The organism is Streptomonospora sediminis, assembly GCF_054778995.1.
Window position 1 is genome coordinate 38,155 of sequence record NZ_BAAGYZ010000005.1, and the last position, 23,096, is coordinate 61,250.

15 protein-coding genes are annotated in these 23,096 nt (G+C 71.8%); 3 read left to right on the forward strand and 12 right to left on the reverse strand.

Features of this window, described 5'->3' with window-relative positions; genetic code table 11:
* Window positions 1–142: 142 nt before the first annotated feature.
* From guaA to ACYVD5_RS00845, 3 genes are all read right to left on the reverse strand, one after another.
* A complete protein-coding gene (guaA, locus tag ACYVD5_RS00835) occupies window positions 143–1,738 on the reverse strand; it encodes a glutamine-hydrolyzing GMP synthase (RefSeq protein WP_460998888.1) in 1,596 nt (531 codons plus the stop codon).
* A 79-nt stretch (window positions 1,739–1,817) separates the two neighbouring features.
* Window positions 1,818–2,897 (reverse strand): PP2C family protein-serine/threonine phosphatase, encoded by a 1,080-nt coding sequence (locus tag ACYVD5_RS00840; protein WP_460998889.1) that lies wholly within the window; start codon window positions 2,895–2,897, stop codon window positions 1,818–1,820.
* A 516-nt stretch (window positions 2,898–3,413) separates the two neighbouring features.
* Window positions 3,414–4,994 carry a succinic semialdehyde dehydrogenase gene (locus ACYVD5_RS00845; protein WP_460998890.1) on the reverse strand — a complete coding sequence of 527 codons (1,581 nt, stop codon included), beginning with the start codon at window positions 4,992–4,994 and terminating at the stop codon, window positions 3,414–3,416.
* Window positions 4,995–5,192: 198 nt separating this feature from the next.
* On the opposite strand from ACYVD5_RS00845, the gene ACYVD5_RS00850 reads away from it, so the two are divergent.
* The gene (locus ACYVD5_RS00850; RefSeq protein ID WP_460998891.1) at window positions 5,193–6,524 is read left to right on the forward strand and encodes an FAD-dependent oxidoreductase; all 1,332 of its coding nucleotides are present in this window, start codon (window positions 5,193–5,195) and stop codon (window positions 6,522–6,524) included.
* Between the two features lie 10 nt (window positions 6,525–6,534).
* On the opposite strand, the gene ACYVD5_RS00855 is transcribed toward ACYVD5_RS00850, so the two are convergent.
* Window positions 6,535–7,275 (reverse strand): GntR family transcriptional regulator, encoded by a 741-nt coding sequence (locus ACYVD5_RS00855; RefSeq protein WP_460998892.1) that lies wholly within the window; start codon window positions 7,273–7,275, stop codon window positions 6,535–6,537.
* A 191-nt stretch (window positions 7,276–7,466) separates the two neighbouring features.
* Between ACYVD5_RS00855 and ACYVD5_RS00860 the strand changes: the two genes are divergently transcribed.
* Window positions 7,467–8,228 (forward strand): SDR family NAD(P)-dependent oxidoreductase, encoded by a 762-nt coding sequence (locus ACYVD5_RS00860; RefSeq protein ID WP_460998893.1) that lies wholly within the window; start codon window positions 7,467–7,469, stop codon window positions 8,226–8,228.
* 780 nt (window positions 8,229–9,008) lie between these two features.
* Here the strand turns inward: ACYVD5_RS00860 and ACYVD5_RS00865 are convergent.
* The 8 genes from ACYVD5_RS00865 to groES form a co-directional block, all read right to left on the reverse strand.
* A complete protein-coding gene (locus ACYVD5_RS00865) occupies window positions 9,009–11,708 on the reverse strand; it encodes a polynucleotide kinase-phosphatase (protein WP_460998894.1) in 2,700 nt (899 codons plus the stop codon).
* Window positions 11,705–13,291, reverse strand: a complete 1,587-nt coding sequence (locus ACYVD5_RS00870) for a 3' terminal RNA ribose 2'-O-methyltransferase Hen1 (protein WP_460998895.1) — start codon at window positions 13,289–13,291, stop codon at window positions 11,705–11,707. Before ACYVD5_RS00870 ends, ACYVD5_RS00865 begins: the two co-directional genes overlap by 4 nt.
* A gap of 214 nt (window positions 13,292–13,505) precedes the next feature.
* On the reverse strand, window positions 13,506–15,230 hold the full coding sequence (locus ACYVD5_RS00875) for a glycerol-3-phosphate dehydrogenase/oxidase (RefSeq protein ID WP_460998896.1): 1,725 nt from the start codon (window positions 15,228–15,230) through the stop codon (window positions 13,506–13,508).
* Window positions 15,231–15,456: 226 nt separating this feature from the next.
* On the reverse strand, window positions 15,457–16,572 hold the full coding sequence (locus ACYVD5_RS00880) for a GuaB3 family IMP dehydrogenase-related protein (protein WP_460998897.1): 1,116 nt from the start codon (window positions 16,570–16,572) through the stop codon (window positions 15,457–15,459).
* 105 nt (window positions 16,573–16,677) lie between these two features.
* A complete protein-coding gene (gene guaB / locus ACYVD5_RS00885) occupies window positions 16,678–18,168 on the reverse strand; it encodes an IMP dehydrogenase (protein WP_460998898.1) in 1,491 nt (496 codons plus the stop codon).
* 190 nt (window positions 18,169–18,358) lie between these two features.
* Window positions 18,359–18,982, reverse strand: coding sequence for a sigma-70 family RNA polymerase sigma factor (locus tag ACYVD5_RS00890; RefSeq protein WP_460998899.1), 624 nt, complete (start codon window positions 18,980–18,982; stop codon window positions 18,359–18,361).
* 239 nt (window positions 18,983–19,221) lie between these two features.
* The gene (gene groL / locus ACYVD5_RS00895) at window positions 19,222–20,835 is read right to left on the reverse strand and encodes a chaperonin GroEL (RefSeq protein WP_460998900.1); all 1,614 of its coding nucleotides are present in this window, start codon (window positions 20,833–20,835) and stop codon (window positions 19,222–19,224) included.
* Window positions 20,836–20,939: 104 nt separating this feature from the next.
* Window positions 20,940–21,251: a co-chaperone GroES gene (gene groES, locus ACYVD5_RS00900; RefSeq protein WP_460998901.1), complete on the reverse strand. Its 312-nt coding sequence runs from the start codon at window positions 21,249–21,251 to the stop codon at window positions 20,940–20,942.
* A 197-nt stretch (window positions 21,252–21,448) separates the two neighbouring features.
* Between groES and ACYVD5_RS00905 the strand changes: the two genes are divergently transcribed.
* Window positions 21,449–22,726, forward strand: a complete 1,278-nt coding sequence (locus ACYVD5_RS00905; protein WP_460999240.1) for a class I SAM-dependent methyltransferase — start codon at window positions 21,449–21,451, stop codon at window positions 22,724–22,726.
* The last annotated feature ends 370 nt before the right edge of the window (window positions 22,727–23,096 follow it).

Consider the following 23,096-nt stretch of genomic DNA (forward strand, 5'->3'; position numbering starts at 1 on the left):
TGCCTTCCCTGTCCTGCGCGGGCATCGCGCCCCGGCTTTCCCGGCGAGCGCTGGCGTTTCCCGGGGGCAACGGCCGCGCTCCGTGCGGACCGTTGTACGCGTACACCGCCACCCCGCTCCGCAGGTGCCGGCTACCCGCCCGCTACTCCCACTCGATGGTGCCGGGCGGCTTGCTGGTGACATCGAGGGCGACCCGGTTGACCTCGCGGACCTCATTGGTGATCCGGTTGGAGATGGCCGCCAGCACGTCGTAGGGCAGCCGCGACCAGTCGGCCGTCATCGCGTCCTCGCTGCTGACAGGCCGCAGCACGACCGGGTGGCCGTAGGTGCGGCTGTCGCCCTGCACCCCGACCGAGCGCACGTCGGCCAGCAGCACCACCGGGCACTGCCAGATGTCGCGGTCCAGCCCAGCGCGCGACAGTTCCTCGCGGGCGATGGAGTCGGCCTCGCGCAGCACGTCCAGCCGTTCGCGGGTGACCTCGCCGATGATGCGGATGCCCAGCCCCGGCCCGGGGAACGGCTGGCGCCACACCAGGTCCGGCGGCAGGCCCAGTTCCTCGCCGACACGGCGGACCTCGTCCTTGAACAGCTCGCGCAGCGGCTCGACCAGGGAGAATTGCAGGTCGTCGGGCAACCCGCCGACGTTGTGGTGCGACTTGATGTTGGCGGCGCCGGTACCGCCGCCCGATTCGACCACGTCGGGGTAGAGCGTGCCCTGCACCAGGAACTCGGCGTCGCCGCTTTCGCCGCCGCCGCGTTCGCCTTCGGCGACGACCTCGCGGGCCGCCTGCTCGAAGACGCGGATGAACTCGCGGCCGATGATGCGGCGTTTCTCCTCGGGGTCGCTGACCCCCGACAGCGCGTCGAGGAAGCGGTCCTGGGCGTCGACGACCTTCAGCACCGCGCCGGTGGCGGCGACGAAGTCCTTCTCGACCTGCTCGACCTCGCCCTTGCGCAGCAGCCCGTGGTCGACGAACACGCAGGTGAGCTGGTCGCCGATGGCGCGCTGCACCAGGGCGCCGGCCACGGCGGAGTCGACGCCGCCGCTGAGCGCGCAGATGGCGCGCTTGGTGCCGACCTCGGCGCGGATGCGTTCGACCTGTTCGTCGACGATGTTGACCATGGTCCAGGTGGGCCGGCACCCGGCGCCGTTGTAGAGGAAGTGCCGCAGTACGGCCTGCCCGTGCTCGCTGTGCAGGACCTCGGGGTGGAACTGCACCCCGTAGAGGCCGCGTTCAGGGTCCTCCATCGCGGCGACCGGCGTGCTCTCGGTGCTGCCGACGGTGCGGAACCCGGCGGGGGCCGCGGAGACGGAGTCGCCGTGGGACATCCATACGGTCTGCACGGCGGGCAGGCCGTCGAAAAGCACGGTGCCGGTGCCCACCTCGATGCTGGTGCGGCCGAACTCGCTGCGCCCGGTCCTGGCCACGGTGCCGCCCAGCGACTGGACCATCGCCTGGTAGCCGTAGCAGATGCCCAAGGTCGGCACACCGGTCTCGAACAGGCTCGCGGGGGCCTGCGGGGCGCCGTCGGCGTAGACCGAGGACGGGCCGCCGGAGAGGATGATGGCCTTCGGATTCTTGGCGACCATTTCCTCGACGGGCATGGTCGAGGGGACGATCTCGCTGAAGACGTGGCACTCACGCACCCGCCGGGCGATGAGCTGGGCGTACTGCGCGCCGTAGTCGACGACGAGGACGGTGTCGAACGAGCTGTCGCCAGTGTCGGCAGGGGACACGGATGAGCCTTCCCGCAGGTAGGGGCGTGCAGGGCACGGGAGTATCGGAAAACCCCAAGTCTAGAACCTCGCCGCGGGGTCAGAACCCGGCCACCAGCACCGCCCGGTCGTCGGCGTGGTCGGTGGGCGCGGAGCAGGCCATCACGGTGGTGCACACGTCCCGGGGTGTGGGCGCGTCGAACCCGGTGAGCAGCGCAGACAGGCGGCCGAGCCCGGTGTCGAGAGCCTCGCGGCGCCGCTCGACCACGCCGTCGGTGTAGCAGACCAGCAGGTCGCCGGGGTGCACGGTGATGCGCGCGCTGCGGTGCTCGTTGCCCAGCGAGCAGCCCAGCGGCGGGTCGACGACCGCGTCGAGGCGCTCGCAGGAGCCGTCGGCGCGCAGCAGCATCGGCGGGACGTGGCCCGCGTTGGAGTAGGCCAGCTCGTTGGCGCCGGGGTCGTAGACCGCATAGCACATGGTGGCCATGCTGGTCGGCAGGTAGGTGTCGACGTAGGCGTCCAGCCGCGCGGTGACGCGGTCGGGCCGGCAGCCCTCCTCCAGCGCGGCGGCGCGCAGCACACTGCGCAATTGGGACATCACGGTGGCCTCGGGCAGGCCGTGCCCGGCGACGTCGCCGATGACCAGGCCGACCCGGTCGGTGGCGGGCACGGCGAAGACGTCGTACCAGTCGCCGCCGACCTCGGCGCCGCGGGCCGTGGGGATGTACTCGGCGGCGACCTCCAGCGGGGCGCCGTCGACACGGGCGGGCAGCAGGGTGCGCTGTAGCCCGCGGGCGATTTCGTGCTCGCGTTCCAGACCGGCGCGCAGATGGCGTTCGCGGTCGTCGGAGACCGCCGCGCGGCGCAGGCGCTCGCTGTCGACCGGCGGCACCAGCCGGACCTGCACGGCGGGCTCTGCGGTGTCGGCCCAGGCTGCGCGGCTGCCGAAGCCCGGGCAGCGGCGGGGCCGGCCGTCGGCGCCGACCAGGACCAGCGCACCGGCCCGCGGTTCGCCCGAACGGGCCCAGTGCCGCAGCGTCTCGCCGACGTGTTCGCGGCTGTCGGAGCACAGGCCGTAGAGGTCGGCTCCGGTGCCGGCGGCCGGGATCAGCCGCCGCATGGCGGAGTTGCGGCCGAGGATCTCGCCGGAAAGCCCGACCAGCAGCATCGGCTCGCTCACGGAACTGGTGATCGAGCCGAACAGTTCACCGGCTCGCACGGGCCACCGCGGAGCCGGTCGTGTCCTGTCGGCGGGTGGCCGGCCGGCCGGGTCCGCTCGTTCCTGCCGAAGGTTCCGCCGGCGGGGATACCGGGCGGGACAAGGGGTCGTCGTTGCCGAGCCGGACATTGGAGTCCGCTACTCGCATGGTCCCTCCGTGGATTCCGGGGGTAGGGCCGGCGCCGGTTCGAGGGAGCGGGGAGGAGTCCGGCGTCCGCGTGAAGGAACGTTACGCGGGGGCTGGAATCCGGCGCAGGAGTTTTCCACTTTTTTACCGCACAGCCAACAGAGCCTGGAGTTTCGCCGCGCTCCGGTGCTCTCACCAGGAGTCATCGGCATCGGAGGGATCCGTGTCCGCGGATACGGAAACCGCAGCCGCGGAGCGGGCGCAAGCGGGGCCGGTGCGGCCGCGGGCGGTGCGGGCAGTGCGGGCCGGGGACGGGCCGCGCCCGCACTGCCCGCACTACCCGCCCCCGGTCAGCGGATGCGCAACCGCTTCATCAGCCGCGCACTCGCGGTCATCGCCGCAGCGAGGGTCCTGCCGTCCATGCCCGGGGTGCCGCCGAGACCGATGTAGTGCTGGCTGGCGATCGTTTGGGACTCGGTGTAGCGCAGCAGCCCTTCGGGGCCGTGCCTGCGGCCCGCCCCGGACCGCTTCATCCCGCCCATCGGCGCGCCGTAGCTCGCCCAGGCCGCGCCGTAGCCCTCGTTTATGTTGACCGTGCCGGCATCGATGCGCTCGGCCAACTGCCGGCCGCGCGCGGTGTCGCGGGTCCACACACTGGCGTTGAGGCCGTAGTCGGTGGCGTTGGCGGCCCGCACGGCTTCGCTTTCGTCGGAGTAGCGGTAGAGCGAGACGACCGGGCCGAAGGTCTCGGCGGCGCAGGCGTCCATGGTCGGTGCGACACCGGCCAGGACGGTGGGCTCGTAGAACAGCGGGCCGATATCTTCGCGGGCGCGCCCGCCGGCGAGGACTTCGGCGCCCTTGGCGCGCGCGTCGTCGACGTGGGCGGCGACACGGTCCAGTTGGCGCTTGTAGGTGAGCGAACCCATGTCGGCGGAGTAGTCGAAGCCTGCGTTGAGCTCCATGCCGCGCACCGACTCGGCGAAGCGCTCGGCGAACCGGTCGTAGACGGCATCGTGCACGTAGAGGCGTTCCATGGAGATGCACAGTTGGCCGGCGTTGCTGAAGCAGGCCCGCTGCACGCCCTCGACGGTCCAGGCGAGGTCGGCGTCCTCGCAGATGATGGCGGGGTTCTTGCCGCCCAGCTCGGCCGAGTACCCGACGAGCCTGCCGGCCGCGCGCCGGGCGATATCGGCGCCGACCGCTGAGGAGCCGGTGAAGGAGACATGGTCGGCGTTGTCGATGAGCGCGTCGCCGATCTCCTCGGGGGTGCCCACCACGGGGATCCACAGGTCTGCGGGCAGGCCCGCCTCGATGGCAGTCTCGATCGCCCACAGCGCGCTCAGCGCCGTCTGGGTGTCGGGTTTGGCGACCACGGCGTTGCCGGCCAGCAGCGCGGGCACCGCGTCGGCGACGGGCAGCGCCAGCGGGTAGTTCCACGGGGTGATGACGCTGACCACGCCTTGGGGCCTGTTGTGCGTGTAGGTGCGGGTGGCGCCGGGCACCGCGCCCGCGGTGCGCTGCCGGCGCAGCAGGCGCGGCGCGCACCGGGCGTAGTGCAGCGTGCCGCCTGCCGCGTCGAAGACCTCCTCGAAGGCGTGCCGGCGGGCCTTGCCGGTCTCCCACTGGATGATGTCGAGGATCTCGCGCTGGCGGTCCAGTACCAGGTCGTGGAACCGCGCGAACGGCTCGGCGCGCTCGCGCGGCGAAAGCGCGGCCCAGGAGCGCTGAGCGGCGCGGGCGCGTTCGAAAGCGGCGGCGACGTCGGCGGCCCCGGACTCCGGAAGCTCGGCCAGCGGCTTGCCGGTGAAGGGTGCGGTGGTGGTGGCGGTGCGCCCCGACTCCGCGGTCAGGCGGCGGGTGAGGCGCGCAACGGCGGCTTCCGGCGCTGTCGGCGACGCGGAGTCACCGGCGGTGCTCGCAGCGGTTTCCATGGCGGGAGAGTAGTTGCGCCGGGACCGGTTTGGCTACCCGTCGGTAACCCGGATTTTCCCGATTACGGGTTCCGCACCAGGGGACGAATCCCACTGGCGGTCCCTGGACGGGCGGGCCGGCGCGGAACCGATCGCGGCCGACCGTATTCCGCTCCCAGGGCGCATGCGGACTCACTCCGCCCGATCTCGGAGGTTGCGATGACGCACACCGACCGCACCACCGTCGCCATCTCGGGCGGCGGCCCCGCAGGGATCATGCTCGGCCTGCTGCTTGCGCGGGCGGGTGTGGACGTCACGGTCCTGGAGAAACACGCCGACTTCCTGCGCGATTTCCGCGGCGACACGGTGCACCCGTCGACACTGGAGGTCATCGACGAACTGGGGCTCATCGACGACCTGCAGAAACGGCCGCACCAAAAACTCACCACGCTGGCCATCTCGCGCGACGGCAACGCCATCGTGCAAGCCGACCTGACACGGCTGCCGACCAAACACGCGCACCTCACCATGATGCCGCAGTGGGATTTTCTGGACATGCTCAGCGACCACGCCGGCGGATTCCCCGGGTTCCGGCTGATCACAAACTGCGAGGTCACCGGCCCCCTTGAGGAGGACGGCGCGGTGCGCGGGGTCCGGTACCGGCGGCGCGGGTCCGCGGGCGGCCGCGGCGGCCCGCAAACGGAAAGCGAAGAGCAGCGCGGCGGGCAGGAACCGGACGAGCACGAACTCCGGGCCGTGCTCAGCGTCGCCGCCGACGGGCGCGGCTCCGATCTGCGCGATGCCGCCGGGATGGTGCCCACCGAACTGGGCGCTCCGATGGACGTGCTGTGGCTGCGCGTACCCCGCCGCTCCGCGGAGCACAGCGGGGTCGCCGGGAATCTCGGCGACGGCGCCATGGCCGTTGCGTTCGACCGCGGCGACTACTGGCAAGTGGCCTACCTCATCCCCAAGGGCGGCTACGACTCGGTGCGCGCCGGGTCCATTGAGGGCCTCCAGGAGAAACTGCTGGCGGTGCTGCCGTTCCTCGGCGAGAGCGTGCGCGAGATCGACGACTGGTCAAAGGTTGCGTTCCTCAAGGTGACCTCCGACCGGCTTGAGCGCTGGTACCGGCCGGGTCTGCTCGCCATCGGCGACGCGGCGCACACCATGACCCCGATCGGCGGCGTGGGTATCAACCTCGCCATCCAGGACGCCGTGGCGACCGCCAACCTGCTGTCCCGGCAACTGCTGGAGGCCCAGAACGACCCCGACCGGTTCGCCAAGACGCTCAACCCCGAACTCCTGGCCCGCGTGCAGCGCCGCCGCCGGATGCCCACGGTCGGCACCCAGGCCTTCCAACAGGCACTGCAGCGCCAGGTCATCAGCCGGGTGCTGGCCGAGGACGACAACCGGCTCCCGATGGCGCTGCGGCTGGTCGCCGGCACCGGACCGTGGTCCCACCTGGTCGCCCGGGTGATGATGGTCGGTCTGCGCCCCGAACACGTACGCAGCCCCGCCGTCGCCGCACCGGCTGCGCCGGCGGCGGGCTGAAGCCCGCCCGCTACTGAGGTCCCCCTGCCGCGGTCCCGGCTCCGGGCCGCGGCTGCGCCTGGGCAGGTGCGGCGGCGAGCATCCGGACCAGGCGGCGGCGCGCGGAGTCGACGTGCTCCTCGGCGACCTCGGCCAGTCGCGCGGTATCGCCGCTGCGCAGCAGGTCGGCCAGTTCCCGGTGTTCCTCGACCAGGATCCCGCGGTAGTCGTCGCCGTGTGCGATACGCGTGGTCTGAAAGAGGTACACCTGCGAGCGGACCGCCTGCCAGGCGTCCGTGAGGCGCTGGTTGCCGGCCGCCGCGTAGATCCGATCGTGGAACGCGATGTCCAAGGCGAGCAGCGCAGGACCGTCGGCGCCGTCGTCGAGGCCGCGGGCCATCTCGGCGACCAGCCCGTCCAGGTCGGCCAGCCCCGCGGCGTCGATCCGCCGGGCCGCCGTGGTCGCGGCCAGCCGCTCCAGTGCGGCGCGCACCGCATAGACCTCGTCGACGTCGGTCACCGAGAGGTCGATCACCCTGCTGCCCCGGTGCCAGACACTGCGGACCAGGCCTTCCTGCTCCAACTGTGCAAGGGCCTCACGCACCGATCCGCGGCTGACCTCCAGGTTCGCGGCCAACTCCACCTCGCGCAGCGCGGATCCGGGCGGGAAGACACCCGCGAAGATCGCATCGCGCACCCGGTCGGCCGCTTCCTGGCCGAGGCCGCGCCGTTTCGCTTTGCCCAGTGTGCGCGACTGCCCGGATGTGGTCATGTCCGAATGTTGACATTGGCACATCGGCGGGTCAACGATGGTCGCTGCGCGCTGCCTACACGTCGGCCGCCCCGAGCCACCGGCCCCGGAGGAAACGGCACGCCGGCCCGGGCCGAGGAGCAGGAAGGACGGCACATGGCCACGACCACACGCCCCGCGCAGCCGGGCGGCGATTCGCGGATCCGCGGCTCGTGAGCGCCGGGCAGGGCCGCGGAATCCTCGTCACCGGGGCGTCGGGCGGCATCGGGCGGGCGATCGCCCAGCGGTTCGCCGCCGCCGGCGACCGGGTGGCCGTCCACTACGCCGCACGCAAGGACGAAGGCGCGGCAACCCTCGAGTCGCTGGACGGCACCGGGCATGTGCTCGTGAACGGCGACATCGCCGAACCCGGAACCGCCGAGGCCATCGTCGCGGCGGCCGCGGCAGGTCTGGACGGGCTCGACGTCGTGGTCAACAACGCCGCCGCCGCCGCGCCGCATCCGCTACCCGAAACCTCCTACGCGGACTGGCAGGCCGCATGGCAGCGCATCATCGGAGTGAACCTGTTCGGCGCCGCCAACGTGAGCCACTGCGCCGCCCGGCACATGATCGACCGGGGCGCGGCCGGACGGATCGTCAACGTGGGCTCGCGCGGCGCCTACCGCGGCGAACCCGACATGCCGGCCTACGGCGCGAGCAAGGCGGCCCTGCACTCGCTGGCCCAGTCACTGGCCGTCTCGCTGGGCCCCTACGGCATCGCCGTCGCTGCGGTCGCGCCGGGCTTCACCGCGACGGACCGCGTCTCCGACCGCCTGTCCGGGGCCGAAGGCGACCGGATCCGCGACCAGAGCCCGTTCGGGCGGGTCGCCGCCCCCGAGGAGATCGCGGCAGCGGTGGCCTACCTCGCCTCGCCGGAGGCGGAGTGGTCCTCGGGCGCCGTCCTGGACGTCAACGGCGCTTCCCATCTGCGGTAGTGGCCCGGGACGAGAGGAAGCGGCATGGCGGCGCCCCGCATCCCGACCGGCCGGCAGGCCGACGGGTCCGCTCCGTGGCGCACCGGAGGCATCTGCGCCGCCCGAAACCCCCGCACCGGCACCGCCGCTCCTGCCGGACCCGACCACCGCACGAGGGCGCGCCGAGTCTGCTATACCGCCGGATATCTGGGTAGGTCGTTCGCAAGCACGGAAACCGGGACGTACACCCGTCCGGGGGATCCGGGCCGCCGGACCAACAGCACGGCCGAACCGCCACCGCAGGTTCCGCCCGATCCCCGTCATTGCGCCGAGGATCCGACCGATCCCCTACAGCTAAGCTCCGCCCAGCAACCCCGGAATCCCCGGTTCCAGGGGCACTAACGGCTTCAAGCACACAACAGGACCAAGAGGGCACCGAAAGCGTCAGGCAACCCCGCACCTGGCGGTTTCCCACCACCCACCCCCGAACGCGCCGGGGACCGGCCTCGTCCCGTCCGCGAGACCGTTCCCCGGCGCCCCACCAAGATTCGGGCGAGCCGCAAGACCGGGAAAGTCGCTGGCCGCCCCTGCGGCGGCCGCGCAACGCAGTTCCCCGGCGGCCGACCCAGGTACGCTGCGCGGCCTTGCCACCAGTCGGCCAAGCAGGTGCCCTGAACTCAACAGCGGCAGCGACAGCCGCAGGAGGCCCAGGCCCGCGGCCACCGGTCCCGACGGGCATTTCTGCATGAGCATCGCCGAACACCCGCCAGGCGCGCCACCCGCCCCCGGCCAAGGGGTGCGCTACAACCGGGGGTCCACGGGTTCGGATTCCAAGGCGAGGACGCCGAACACGGGCTGGTGGACACGCCAGAGCGGTTCGCCCGAGGCGTGGCGGGACAGGGATTCCAGGCCGAGTTTGTGTTCGTTGAGGGCCATGCGGTTCTTCCGGTTGAGGCGGCGGTCGCGCAGGCCGGCCAGGCGGTCGGGGGCAAGGTAGTCGGGGCCGTAGATGATGCGCAGGTACTCGGGGCCGCGCACCTTGAGGCCGGGCTGGGCGAGGCCGCGGGTTCCGGTGGCCCGGGCGCCGTCGACCGGCTTGACGACCATGCCCTCGCCGCCGGCCGCGACCAGGTCGCGCCACCAGGAGGCAGCGGCGGCGGTGGCATCGGGGTCGGTGGTGTCGACGACCCGGTAGCGCGTGGTCAGCACCATCGGGCAGTGCTCGGCCAAGTTCTCGGTGATGCCCAGGTGCCAGCGGTGGTCCTCGCCGGTGAACTCGCGCCCTTCGACCGCCAGGACCGCGAACGGCGCGTAGCGCAGCCCGGCGGAACCGTCGGTGGGCCAGGCGTAGTGGCGGTAGACCGCGCTGAACGCCTCGATGTCGCGTCCGCGCCGATCGGTGCGTTCGGCGAGATCGCCGACGTCGAGCCCCCGCTCGGCCGCCGCCGCCAGCGCCCGCTGCGCCGCCGGCAGTGCGGCGCGCGCCGCGGCACCGACCGCCGCGTACTGCTCGCGGATGAGGCCCTCGGCCTTTGCCGACCAGGGCAGCATCTCGCCGTCGAGGGCGACCCAATCGGTACCGAGCCGTTCCCACAGCCCGGCAGCGGTGATGCCCTCGCGCAGTTCGGCCAGGACGTCCGATTCGACCTGCGGGTCGGGGAAGAACGCCCGCCCGGTGCGAGTGAACACCGCCCCCAGCGCGCCCGGAACAAAGCGCCGCGCGGCGGCGCCGGAATCGCGGCACACCACCGCGACGGCACGCGAACCCATGTGTTTCTCCTGGCAGATGACGCGGGCGACCCCGTTGTCCAGAAAGCCGCCGAACGCTTCGCCGGGGTGTTCCAGCAGGCCGGGTTCGGCAGAGGTCGGGGCGGGCGCCATGGTCGGCGGCAGGTACAGCAGCCACCGCGGGTCGACCGCGAACCGGCTCATCGCCTCAAGCGCCGCGAGCGCGTTGTCGCGCGGCACGGCGACCTTGCCGAACCCGGTGTCGACGTGCCCCGCCGGGCCCTCGGGCAGGATGTCGCCGATGCTGATACCGGAGGTACCACCGCCCGCCTTTCCTGCCTCGGCCGGGCCTTGGGCGGCCGCGGGGAACGGGCGGGCGGACTCGAAGTGGGTGCTGTGCGCCGCGACCGCGGCGAGTTCGCGTTCGGGATAGCGCAGCGCGGTGAGCCGCCCGCCGAACACGCAGCCGGTGTCGAGGCAGATGGTGTTGTTGATCCACTCCGGTTCGGGCGTGGGCACGTGGCCGTAGACCACCGCGGCCCGCCCCCGGTACTCGCGCGCCCACGGGTGGCGCACCGGCAGCCCGAACTCGTCGGTTTCGCCGGTGGTCTCGCCGTAGAGCGCGAACGAGCGCACCCGGCCCGATGCGCGCCCGTGGTACTCCTCCTTGAGCCCGGCGTGGGCGACCACGAGCCTGCCGTCGTCGAGCACGTAGTGGCTGAGCAGTCCGCCGCAGAACTCCAGGACGCGGTCGCGGAAGTCGGCGGGTTCGGTGTCGAGCTGCTGCAGGGACTCAGCAAGGCCGTGCCGCACCTGGACCTTGCGCCCTTTCAGCGCACGGACCAGCTTGTCCTCGTGGTTGCCGGCCACGCACAGTGCGTCGCCGGCGGCGACCATGCCCATCGCCAGGCGCAGCACACCCGGGGTGTCGGGGCCGCGGTCGACGAGGTCGCCGACGAACACGGCGGTGCGCCCCTCGGGGTGGTGGGCGCCCACGGCCCGGCCGCGGTCGTCGCGTTCGACGGTATAGCCGAGCGCCGCCAGCAGTTCCTCGAGCTCGGCGCGGCAGCCGTGCACGTCGCCCACGATGTCGAACGGGCCGGTGAGGTCGCGCTTGTCGCTCCAGCCGCGCTCGGGCACGACGGTTGCGGCGTCGGTTTCGGCGGCGCCGCGCAGCACGTGCACCCGCCGGAAGCCCTCTTTGTCCAGCCGGTTGAGGCCCCGGCGGAGTTCGCGGCGCTGCCGGGAGATCACCTGCGGGCCGAAGTCGCGGTCGGCCCGGGCCGCATTGCGCTCGCGTGCCAGGGACTCGGGCACGTCCAGCACGATCGCGGTGGGCAGGACGTCGTGGTTCTTGGCGATGCGCACCAGTTCGGCGCGGGCGCGCTGCTGCACGTTGGTGGCGTCGACGACGGTGAGCAGGCCGCGGCGCAGCCGGGTGCCGACGATGTGGTGCAGCAGCGTGAACGCGTCGGTGCTGGCGCTCTGGTCGTTTTCGTCGTCGCTGACCAGCCCGCGGCAGAAATCGGAGGAGATCACCTGGGTGGGCCGGAAGTTGCGGGCGGCGAAGGTGGACTTGCCCGCGCCGGAGGCGCCGATGAGTACGACCAGGCTGAGTTCGGGAACGGACAGCACGGGTGCGCCGGTGCCGGTACGGGGGTGCGCGCCGCCGGGGTGTTCAGGGCGGTCGGCGGGGCCGGAGCCGGGCGGGCCGCCCGCGCCGGTGGGGCCGCCGGAGCCGGGCGCGGGGCCGGACGGATCGAAGGCGGTCATTTGGTGAACACCCCCATCTGGGTGGATGCCCCGGTTTCAGCATCTTCGGGGCCGACCGGCAGGTAGCGCACCCGGTAGCCGTAGGAGTCGGCGACGTTGTCGGCCCAGGCGCGGAACTCGGCGCGGGTCCACTCGAAGCGGTGGTCGCTGTGCCGGAAGGAGCCTTCGGCCAGCCAGTCGTAGCGGGCGTTGTACTCGGCGTTGGGCGTGGTGACCACCACCGTTCGCGGCGCGGTATCGCCGAACAGGACCTGGGCGGCGGCGGGCAGCCGCGGCGGGTCGATGTGTTCGATGACCTCCATCAGCACGGCGGCGTCGTAGCCGCGGAGGCGGGGGTCGCCGTAGAGCAGCGACGCCGCGAACAGGTGCAGGCGCTGCTGTTGTGCGGCCGGCAGGCGGTCGGGCCGCAGCCGCCGCCGGGCGTGTTCCAGGGTAGTGGCCGCGACGTCGGCACCGGCGACGGCGCCGAATCCGGGTTCGGCCAGCAACCGCGCCAGCAACCGGCCCGACCCGCAGCCGATGTCGATCACCGACCGCGTGTCCTCGGCCTTGAGCACGGCCAGCACCGCACCCGCCCGCCGATCGGCCAGCGAGGGTTCGCGGTCGCCGGAATCGGCGCCGCCGTACTGGGCTCCGGTGCCGGCCGCCGGGCCGCCGGCAGGACCGGCGGTTGCCGGTACCCCTTCGGCCGGTGCCGGTGTCCCGGCCGCCGGGCGGTCGGGATCGGGGGGCGGCGGCGGTTCCTCCTCGCCGGGGTCGGTGGCCGGCGCTGAACCGGCGGCCGCAGCCGGATCGGCGGGATCCACGGGGTCCGCGGGGTCCGCCACCGCGGCCGGGTGGTCGTCGAGTTCGCTCAGCCGCGTGAGTGCGGTGCGCACCAGCCCGTTGCGCCGCGACAGGTAGCGCCGGGTGATCCAGGCGCGTTCCGGGTGCGCGGGCAGCCAGCGTTCGCCGGCACGCAGCAGCTTGTCGATTTCGTCGGGGCCGACCCAGTAGTGCTTGGTGCCGTCGAGCGCCGGAAGCAGCACGTAGAGGTGGCTGAGCGCATCGGCAAGCCGGAGTTCGCCGGTGAGCGTGAGGCCGATATAGCGGGAGTCGCCCCAGCCCGGCAGGCCGGGGTCGAGTTCGACCGGCTGGGCATCGGTGTGCCAACCCAGCGGTTCGAACAGCCGCCGCGCGTGGTCGGGGCCGCCTCGGCAGGGCACGGCGGGCAGCTGCAGGGTGAGCGGCAATGGTTCGGCGGCGAGTTCGGGGCGCGCCGTGCTGCTCGCCCGCAGCGCGCTGCGGAAGACGTCGCCCAGTGCCACCGCGAACAGCGACGATGCCGTGTACGGGCGGTCGTTGACGTACTGCGCCAGCGAGAAGTCGGGCGCGCCGGAGCCGGCTTTGCGGGTGCGCAGCAGCGCCTGGGGGTCGACCTCTAGCAGCAGCGCAGCCGTGCAGCGGTCGGCGGCGGCCTCGGGATAGAACACGTGGGCCGTGCCGTAGGACTGGTCGAAGCGCTGGACGCGGTCGGGGTGCTTGTGCAGCAAATAACCGAGGTCGGTGGCCGGGGGGCGGGTGGTGGAGATCGTCAGCAGCACTCGCCCAGTGTGCTCCAGCCGGGCACCCGGTTTCGAGATGTTTTCTGCGGCTGTGGACGGCCCGATGACCCGGCGGCCGCGGGTGGTGCGGGGCGCGGGCGGACGGCCGGGAACGGCCGCTCGGCCCGCACGCCGATGCGGCGGCCCGGTGCCTGCGTCCGCGCTGCCGCGCAGCCGCGGGCACCGGGCCGCCGGTGTGTACTGCCGGCTGCGCCTACACGCCCGCGGTCGTACCTGCCTGGGGCACGATCTCGGGGGCGCCGTGCTGGACGGCGTCGGCCTCGTTGTCGTTGTCCTGCTCCTGGGCCGCGCGCTCCACCTCGATGCGCTTGCGGTAGTAGGCGACCTCGCGCTGGATGTGGTCCTCGCTCCAGCCCAGTTCCCCGCCCATCAGCCGCGCGGCCTCCTCGGCCACGGCGATGCCGCGGTCCCAGGTTTCGATGGAGATGCGGGTGCGCCGCGCAAGGACGTCGTTGAGGTGGTGCGCCCCCTCGTAGGCCGCGGCGTAGACGACCTCGGCGCGCAGGTAGTCGTCGGCGCCGGTCAGCGGCTCCTTGAGGTCGGGCCGGTCCTCCATCAGCGCGAGGATTTCGTCGACCATGGTGCCGTAGCGGTGCAGCAGGTGGGTGATGCGCGACCGGTGCAGCCCCGACTCGTTGGCGAGCTTGCGGCGCTGGTTCCACATCGCCGCGTACCCCTCGGCACCGGTCAGCGGCAGCCGGTCGGTGACCGACTCGGGAATGCGCCCGTCGAGCCCGTGTGCCACCGCGTCGACGGCGTCCTTGGCCATCACCCGGTAGGTCGTGTACTTCCCGCCGGCGATCACCACCAGCCCCGGAACAGGGTGGGCGACGGTGTGCTCGCGGGACAGCTTGGAGCTTTCGTCGGATTCACCGGTCAGCAACGGCCGCAGCCCCGCGTAGACGCCCTCGACGTCGTCCCTGGTCAGCGGAACCCGCAGCACCGAGTTGACGTGGTCGAGCACGTAGTCGATGTCGCTGCGGCTGGCCGCCGGGTGGGCCTTGTCCAGGTTCCAGTCGGTGTCGGTGGTGCCGATGATCCAGTGCCTGCCCCACGGGATGACGAACAGCACGCTCTTCTCGGTGCGCAGGATGAGCCCAGAGGAGCCCTGGATACGGTCGCGCGGGACGACCAGGTGGATGCCCTTGGACGGGCGCACGTGGATCTGGCCGCGCCCGCCGACCAGCTCCTGGATGTCGTCGGTCCACACCCCGCCGGCGTTGACGACCTGCTTGGCGCGGATCTCGAACCGCTCACCGGACTCCAGGTCCTGGGCCTGCGCACCGGTGACATGCTCGCCTTCGCGCAGGAAGCCCACGGCCTGCACCCGCGAGGCGATCTGCGCCCCGTAGGTGGCCGCGGTGCGCAGCACGGTGAGGACGTAGCGGGCGTCGTCGACCTGGGCGTCCCAGTACTGCACCGCGCCCACGAGCGAGTCGCGGCGCAGCGCCGGGAAGATCCGCAGTGCGCTGCCGCGGGAGAGGTGGCGGTGGTGCGGCAGGCCGCGCTCGTTGCCCATGGACATCGCCAGCGTGTCGTAGAGAGTGACGCCGGCGCCGACGTAAGGGCGCTCCCAGTGCTTGGTGAGCGGGTACACGAACGGGACCGGGCGCACCAGGTGGGGTGCGATGCGGTGCAGCATCAGTCCGCGTTCGACCAGCGCTTCGCGGACCAGTTCGAAATCGAACTGCTCCAGGTAGCGCAGGCCGCCGTGGACCAGCTTGCTGGACCGGCTGGACGTGCCCGATGCGAAGTCGCGCGCCTCGATCAGCCCGACCGAAAGTCCGCGTGAGACGGCGTCCAGCGCGACACCCGCTCCGACGATGCCGCCACCGACGACGAGAACGTCCAGTTCGCCCCCAGCCATGGCCGATAGCGCCTCGGTTCGCTGTTCGGGCCCCATCCGCGCAGCAGTCATCTCAAGCCCTTCTTCCCGCGTTATGCATTGCCGGGCCGGACCCGGACGTCTTTGGCCAGGCTAACCCGGCATGCCGGACCGAATCGGATGGCACACCCCATAAGCCTGCACGTCTGGCGCGCCCGCCCTGCCGGCCGCGGTACCGCAGGCCGATCTGCCATCGGTCCGCGGGCGCACCGCACCGCCGCCGGTGCGTACCGGCGGTGGGGCGGCGGGCGGAGAGCGGTCAGCGGTGCGGGTTGACCACGACCTCGACCCGCTGGAACTCCTTGAGGTCGCTGTAACCGGAGGTCGCCATGGTGCGGCGCAGCGCCCCCATCAGGTTCATGGAGCCGTCGCTGATGGACGAGGGGCCGTGCAGGATGGAAGCCAGCGAACCGATCGTGCCGACCTGGAGCCGTTCACCGCGCGGCAGCTCGCCGTGGTGGGCCTCACTGCCCCAGTGGTAGCCGCCGCCAGGCGATTCCTGCGCGCGCGCCAACGGTGAGCCGATCATCACAGCGTCGGATCCGCAGGCCAGCGCCTTAGCGATGTCGCCGCTGCGGGTCATGCCGCCGTCGGCGATGACGTGCACGTAGCGGCCGCCCGACTCGTCGAGGTAGTCGCGGCGGGCCGCGGCGACGTCGCCGATCGCGCTGGCCATGGGCACCGCCACACCCAGCACCGAGCGGGTGGTGTGGCCCGAGCCGCCGCCGAAGCCCACCAGCACGCCGGCGGCGCCGGTGCGCATCAGGTGCAGCGCCGCGGTGTAGGTGGCGCAGCCGCCGACGACCACGGGCACGTCCAGCTCGTAGATGAACTGCTTGAGGTTGAGCGGCTCGGTGCGGCCCGACACGTGTTCGGCGGAGACGGTGGTGCCGCGGATGACGAAGAGGTCGACCCCGGCGTCGATGACCGCCTTGTGGTACTGCGCGGTGTGCTGGGGCGAGAGCCGGGCGGCCGTGACCACGCCGGCCTGGCGGATCTCCTCGATGCGCCGCCCGATCAGTTCTTCCTTGATCGGCTCGGCGTAGATCTCCTGCAGCCGGTGGGTGGCGGCTTCGTCGTCGAGTTCGCTGATCTCGGCCAGCAGCGGTTCGGGGGACTCGTAACGGGTCCAGAGCCCTTCGAGGTCGAGCACGCCCAGTGCGCCCTGCTGACCCATGGTGATGATGGTCTCGGGCGAGGCGATGCTGTCCATCGGGCTGCCCATGAGCGGCGTGTCGAAGCGGTAGGCGTCGATCTGCCAGGTGATCGACACCTCCTCGGGGTCACGCGTGCGCCGGGCCGGAACGATCCCGATCTCCTCGAGTTCGTAGGCGCGGCGCCCGTTCTTGCCGAGCCCGATCTCAAGCTGAGCCAACGCTTGGGTCCCCTCTCGCGTGCTTCACCGGTGCGGCCACCGGCGGATACTGCGGGGCGAGTTTACCGCCGCGGTGCCGGAGTGCCGGCGCGGGTCAGCTGCGGGTCAGCGCCGCCCCTGGTAGTTGGGGGCTTCGACGGTCATCTGGATGTCGTGCGGGTGGCTCTCCTTGAGGCCCGCCGAGGTGATCTGCATGAGCTGGCCGTGCTCGCGGAGGCCGTCGATCGTGCGGGTGCCCGCGTACCACATCGACTGCCGCAGCCCGCCGATGAGCTGGTGCGCGACCGCCGCCAGTCGGCCGCGGTAGGGGACCTGGCCCTCGATGCCCTCGGGGATCAGTTTCTCCTCGGTGGCGACGTCGGCCTGGGAGTAGCGGTCCTTGGAGTAGGAGCCGCGCATGGCGCCCAGCGAGCCCATGCCGCGGTAGGTCTTGAACTGCTTGCCGTTGATGAACACGAGGTCGCCCGGGCTCTCCTCGACACCGGCGAGCAGGCTGCCCAGCATCACCGTGCTCGCGCCGGAGACGATGGCCTTGGCGATGTCGCCCGAGAACTGCAGCCCGCCGTCGGCGATGACCGGGACCTGCGCCGGACCAGCCGCCTTTGCGGCCTCCATCACGGCGGTGACCTGCGGCGCACCAACACCGGCGACAACACGGGTGGTGCAGATCGAGCCGGGCCCCACGCCCACTTTCACGGCGTCGGCGCCGGCGTCGATCAGGGTCTGGGCGCCGGCCCGGGTGGCGATGTTGCCGGCGACGATGTCGGCCGCGCTGTTGGCCTTGAGCTTGGCGATCATCTCGGCGACGCCGGCGGAGTGGCCGTGCGCGGTGTCGACGACGATGAAGTCGGCCCCGGCCTCGACCAGCGCACGCGCGCGCACCTCGGATTCGGCGCCGACCCCGACCGCGGCGCCGACCACCAGGCGGCCGTCGCCGTCCTTGGTGGCGTCGGGGAACTGCTCGCTCTTGATGAAGTCCTTGACGGTGATCAACCCGCGCAGCCGGCCCTGGGGGTCGACCAGCGGCAGTTTCTCGACCTTGTTCTCGCGCAGCAGCCGGAACGCGTCGTCGCGGCTGACCCCCACCGGAGCGGTGATCAGCGGCATCGGGGTCATCACCTCGCGGACGGGCCGCAGGCGGTTGGTCTCGAAACGCATGTCGCGGTTGGTGACGATGCCCAGCAGGCTGCCGTCGGCGTCGGTGACCGGGGCGCCGGAGATGCGGTAGTGGGCGCTGAGTTCCTCGACGTCGGCGAGGGTGTCGTCGGGTTTGCAGGTGACCGGGTCGGTGACCATGCCGGCCTCGGAGCGCTTGACCAGGTCGACCTGGCCCGCCTGCTCGTCGACGGAGAGGTTGCGGTGCAGCACGCCGGCGCCGCCCTGGCGGGCCATTGCCACCGCGGTGCGCGCTTCGGTCACTGTGTCCATGGCGGCCGACAGCAGCGGTATGCGCAGCGTGATGTTGCGCGTGAGCCTGCTGGTGGTGTCGGCGTCGCCGGGCTGGAGGTCCGAGTAGGACGGCACCAGCAGGACGTCGTCGTAGGTGAGTCCTGGTGGCAGCACCTTGCCGGGTTGCCCTGTGAACAGCTCCGTCATATCTCTTCCCAACCCCTCGCGCGTGTTCTTTCATCCTAGATCTGCTGCAAAGCGGCCTGGAGCCGAACTACCGCGATCCGCGGCGCCCGGTGGCGAGGCTCACAGCGCGAGCGGGGTGGCCGGCCCCGGGCGCGCGGTCGGGCTCGGGAAGCCGGGAAGGATGAGGCAACGGGCGCGGGCACCGGTCCGGTCAGACCAGCCGGTTGGCCACCGCGACCTTGCGCAGGCGGGCCAGGGCGCGGTGCTGGGCCACGCGCACGGCGCCGGGCGACATGCCCAGCGCGTGGCCGGTCTCGTCGGCCGTCAGGCCGGCGATGACCCGCATGACCAGCAGGCGGCGCTGCTGCTCGGGCAGTTCGTCGAGCAGGGCCCGCGCCCGCTCGGCTTCGACGGTGCGCACGACCGACTCTTCGGGTCCGGGGTCGTCGTCGGCGCAGTCGGGCACGGAATCGGTGGGCACATCGGCGCGGGTGGAGCGGCGCAGTGCGTCGGCCACCTTGTGGGCGGCGATACCGAAGACGAATGCGGCGAACGGGCGCCCCATGTCCTCGTAGCGGGGCAGCGCCGCGAGCAGAGCGATGCAGACCTCTTGGGCGACGTCGTCGGAGTAGTGCACGTACCCGGCGACCCGGGAGAGCTTTGCGCGGCAGTAGCGCAGCACCATCGGGCGGACCTCGCGGATCAGCGAGTCCACCGCGCCATCGTCGCCCTGTACCGCCAGCGAGGTCAGATCGTTCAGTTCCGTCTCGTTCGCTCTGCGCAGGGCATCCGCTCGGCCCGCGAGCAGGCCCCCCGCTGCGCGTAGATCCGTCACGTAACGCATCATGCCCCGCTGCGCGGACTTACACGTCACCAAGTGCAGCAACAGAATGATCACATTTGGCGGAAAAGCCCGATAAGTGACGCGCGCCGCGTACCGAAACAGGGGGTGCGATGATAAGCGAAACCCCGCGCCCGCAGGGCTTGCGGACGCGGGGCGAAAACCCGGACCCGGCCGGTACCGGCCAAGTGGCCGGCACCGGTTGCGGGCGGTGGGATTACCGGCGGCGCGGCTCAGTGGCCGTGGCCGTGCCCCTGACCGCCCTCGGAGTCCTCTTCCTCGGGCTTGTCGACGACCAGGGCCTCGGTCGTCAGCAGCATGCCCGCGATGGAGGCGGCGTTCTGCACCGCCGAGCGGGTGACCTTGACCGGGTCGAGGATGCCGGAGGCCATCAGGTCGCCGTAGGCGCCGGTGGCGGCGTTGTAGCCCTGCCCGACCGGCAGCTCGGCGATCCGGTAGGTGATGACGTAGCCCTCGGCGCCGCCGTTCTCGGCGATCCAGCGGGCCGGCTCCACCAGGGAGTCGCGCACGATCTTGACGCCGGTGGCCTCGTCGCCGGACAGGCCGAGGTCGTCGAGCTCCGCAGCGGCGTGCACCAGCGAGGCGCCGCCGCCGGGGACGATGCCCTCCTCGATCGCGGCGCGGGTGGCCGAGATCGCGTCCTCAAGGCGGTGCTTCTTCTCCTTCAGCTCCACCTCGGTGGCCGCACCGACGCGCAGCACGGAGACACCGCCGGCCAGCTTGGCCAGGCGCTCCTGCAGCTTCTCGCGGTCCCAGTCGGAGTCGCTGTTCTCGATCTCCTTGCGGATCTGGTTGACCCGGTCGTCGACCTCGCTCTGGTCACCGTTGCCGTCGACGATCGTGGTGTCGTCCTTGGTGATGGTGACGCGGCGGGCGCTGCCCAGCGCGTCGAGCTCGGCGTTCTCCAGGGTCAGGCCGACCTCTTCGGCGATGACCTGGCCGCCGGTCAGGGTCGCGATGTCCTGCAGCATGGCCTTGCGGCGCTCGCCGAAGCCGGGAGCCTTGACCGCGGCCACGTTGAGGGCGCCGCGGATCTTGTTGACGACCAGCGCGCTGAGGGCGTCGCCCTCGATGTCCTCGGCGATGACCAGCAGCGGCTTCTTGGTCTGGGCGGCCTTTTCGAGCAGCGGCAGCAGCTCGTTGAGGCTGGAGATCTTGCCCTGGTTGATCAGGATGAGCGCGTCCTCCAGGACGGCTTCCTGGCGCTCGTTGTCGGTCACGAAGTAGGGCGAGACGTAGCCCTTGTCGAACTGCATGCCCTCGGTGAAGTCGAGGTCCAGCCCCATGGTCGGGGCTTCCTCGACGGTGATGACACCGTCCTTGCCGACCTTGTCGAACGCCTCGGCGATCATGTCGCCGATCTGGGCGTCCTGGGCGGAGTTGGTGGCGACGTAGGCGATGTCCTCGCGCTCACCGACGGCGCGGGCGCGCTCGATCAGGACGTCGGCGACCTTCTGCGCGGCGGTGTCGATGCCCTTTTTCAGCGACATCGGCGACGCACCGGCGGCCACGCTGCGCAGGCCCTGGTGCACGAGCGCCTGGGCCAGCACGGTGGCGGTGGTGGTGCCGTCGCCCGCGGCGTCGTTGGTCTTGGTCGCGACCTCCTTGACGAGCTGGGCCCCGAGGTTCTCGTAGGGGTCGTCGAGCTCGATCTCACGCGCGACGGTGACACCGTCGTTGGTGATGGTGGGCGCGCCGAACTTCTTGTCGATCACGACGTTGCGGCCGCGCGGGCCCAGCGTGACCTTCACCGAGTCCGCGAGGTGGTCGACGCCGCGCTCAAGGGCGCGCCGGGCTTCGTCCCTGAATTCCAGGATCTTGGGCATTGCGAGCTTCCTCTATCCGTACAGGTACGGCGAATATGAAAACCGCCCCGCCCGGCAGCGTGCCGGCCGGGGCGGGAGGCATGGCATCGGCAGGAGCCGAAGCCCTACTTCTCGACGACCGCGAGCAGGTCGCGGGCGGAGAGCACGAGGTACTCCTCGTTGTCGTACTTGACCTCGGTGCCGCCGTACTTGCTGTACAGAACGATGTCGCCGACGTTGACGTCGAGCGGGATCCGCTTGCCGCTCTGGTCGTCGTAGCGGCCGGGGCCCACGGAAAGGACCTCGCCCTCCTGGGGCTTCTCCTTGGCGGTGTCCGGGATGACCAGGCCGGAGGCGGTGGTCTGCTCGGCCTCAAGGGTCTTGACGACGACGCGGTCCTCAAGCGGCTTGAGCACAGTCTTGGTGGCGGTCGACACGGTGGTGACCTCCCCCTTCAGGGTCGAAATCCGAAACGGCATGCTTGTAAAGGGGCGACCACGGCGGCCTGCCGTCGCGGGTGCCAGACCGGCCTCGTCGCGATTAGCACTCTACCTTGGAGAGTGCCAGTATGGAACATTAGCCCGGCCCATAGGGCACGTCAAACAACAGGTCACGGGAGAACATCGTGGTGTCCATCGGGCAAACCGCACCCGACGCGACCGCGGCGTTCACGGCACTGCACACCCCAGCCGGGCGCAGGGTCCTTGCCATCGCCGACGCCGAATCCGCCGCCGCCGACCCGCTGAAGGCGGCCACCCGGTTGCGCCGCGACGCCGAAGAGGCGATCGCCGCCGACGACCCCCCGCCGGGCGTCTCCCCCGCCGACCTCGCCGGCGCTGCACTGACCCAGGCGCGGCTGCGCGCCCGCGCGCGCGCAAAGTTCGGTGAGCGCGCCGCGCGCATGTTCTTCACCGCTCCCGGCCTGGAGCAGGCCACCCGGCTGCCGGTCACCGGCTACCGCGCCGGCCGGCTCGCCGCGGCGCTGGGCCCGGGAGCGCGAACGGCCGACCTGGGCTGCGGCATCGGTGCCGACACCATCGGCATGGCCGAGGCCGGGCTGGCGGTCGAGGGGATCGAGGCCGACCCGCTGACCGCCGCCGTCGCCGCCGCCAACATCGCCGCGTTGGAGCTGGGCGCCCGCGCCCGCGTGCGCGCGGGCGACGCCGCCGCTGCCGAGCCCGGCGGCTTCGACGCCGTCTTCTGCGACCCCGCCCGGCGCGGCTCGCGCGGACGGGTCTTCGACCCCGACGCCTACTCTCCGCCCTGGGGCACCGTCATGGAGCTGGCCGGGCGCGCACCGGCGTCCTGTGTCAAGGCCGCGCCGGGCATCCCGCACGAGCGCATCCCCGAAGACGCCGAAGCCGAGTGGATCTCGGTCGACGGCGACCTCAAGGAGACCGCGCTGTGGCGCCTGCCCGGCCGGCCCGTCCGGCGGCGCGCCACCCTGCTGCGCAGCGACGGTGCGGCGCCGGCGACGCTTGCCGACGACCCCGGCGGCGGCCCCGCCCCCGTGGGCCCGCCCGCGCGCTACCTCTACGAGCCCGACAACGCAGTGGTGCGCTCGCACCTGGTGGCCGAGGCGGCGGCGCTGGTGGACGGCACGCTGATCGACCCCGACATCGCCTACATCACCGCCGAGCACCTGGTGCCCACGCCCTTCTGCCGCGCCTACGAGGTACACGAAGTCATGGGCTTCTCGCTCAAGCGGCTGCGGGCGGCACTGCGGCAACGGGGCGCGGGAACGGTAACGATTAAGAAACGCGGATCGGCCGTGGATGTCGAAAAACTGCGGCGCGACCTTAAACCGAGTGGTCCGGAATCTGTCACAGTGATCCTCACCCGGGTGGGAAACCGCCCTTTGTGCCTACTGTGTTCCGAGGTCACAGCTTTGCCACCGACAAACCACGCATAACCGACATCGCACTCCCGCACCTCAAGGGGTGACTGAGTGCACGATCGGTACTAGCGTGACTCAGCAGAGCGCTTCAGTCGCAAATCCGTATCTTTAACACTTGAACCCGGTGTGCGGGGCTCATGTCGTTAAACTGATCCCCGCTGACCCCTTTCTCCCCATCCTGGATTCTTCCGGCGACGCATCCGGGTGGTCGGCGGCCGCCTCGTTCGCACGTCTCCCTCTGCGGGCCCGCCCATCACCGCGCGTGATCGGGGCACCCCTGACCGTGGAAGCGGACCAGGTGGCGCCTGTGCCCGATACCGCGTCGCCGGCCGACCAGGAGCACACCGCCCATCCACGGCCGCAACGGGTGGGGGCGCTAGACCAA

What these genes read in the sequence shown, in the direction of transcription:
- ACYVD5_RS00845 (WP_460998890.1), bottom strand. Translation starts at nt 4,994, where the DNA reads ATGGAAACCGCTGCGAGCACCGCCGGTGACTCCGCGTCGCCGACAGCG.
- ACYVD5_RS00850 (WP_460998891.1), top strand. Translation starts at nt 5,193, where the DNA reads ATGACGCACACCGACCGCACCACCGTCGCCATCTCGGGCGGCGGCCCC.
- ACYVD5_RS00855 (WP_460998892.1), bottom strand. Translation starts at nt 7,275, where the DNA reads ATGACCACATCCGGGCAGTCGCGCACACTGGGCAAAGCGAAACGGCGC.
- ACYVD5_RS00865 (WP_460998894.1), bottom strand. Translation starts at nt 11,708, where the DNA reads ATGACCGCCTTCGATCCGTCCGGCCCCGCGCCCGGCTCCGGCGGCCCC.
- ACYVD5_RS00875 (WP_460998896.1), bottom strand. Translation starts at nt 15,230, where the DNA reads ATGACTGCTGCGCGGATGGGGCCCGAACAGCGAACCGAGGCGCTATCG.
- guaB (WP_460998898.1), bottom strand. Translation starts at nt 18,168, where the DNA reads ATGACGGAGCTGTTCACAGGGCAACCCGGCAAGGTGCTGCCACCAGGA.
- groL (WP_460998900.1), bottom strand. Translation starts at nt 20,835, where the DNA reads ATGCCCAAGATCCTGGAATTCAGGGACGAAGCCCGGCGCGCCCTTGAG.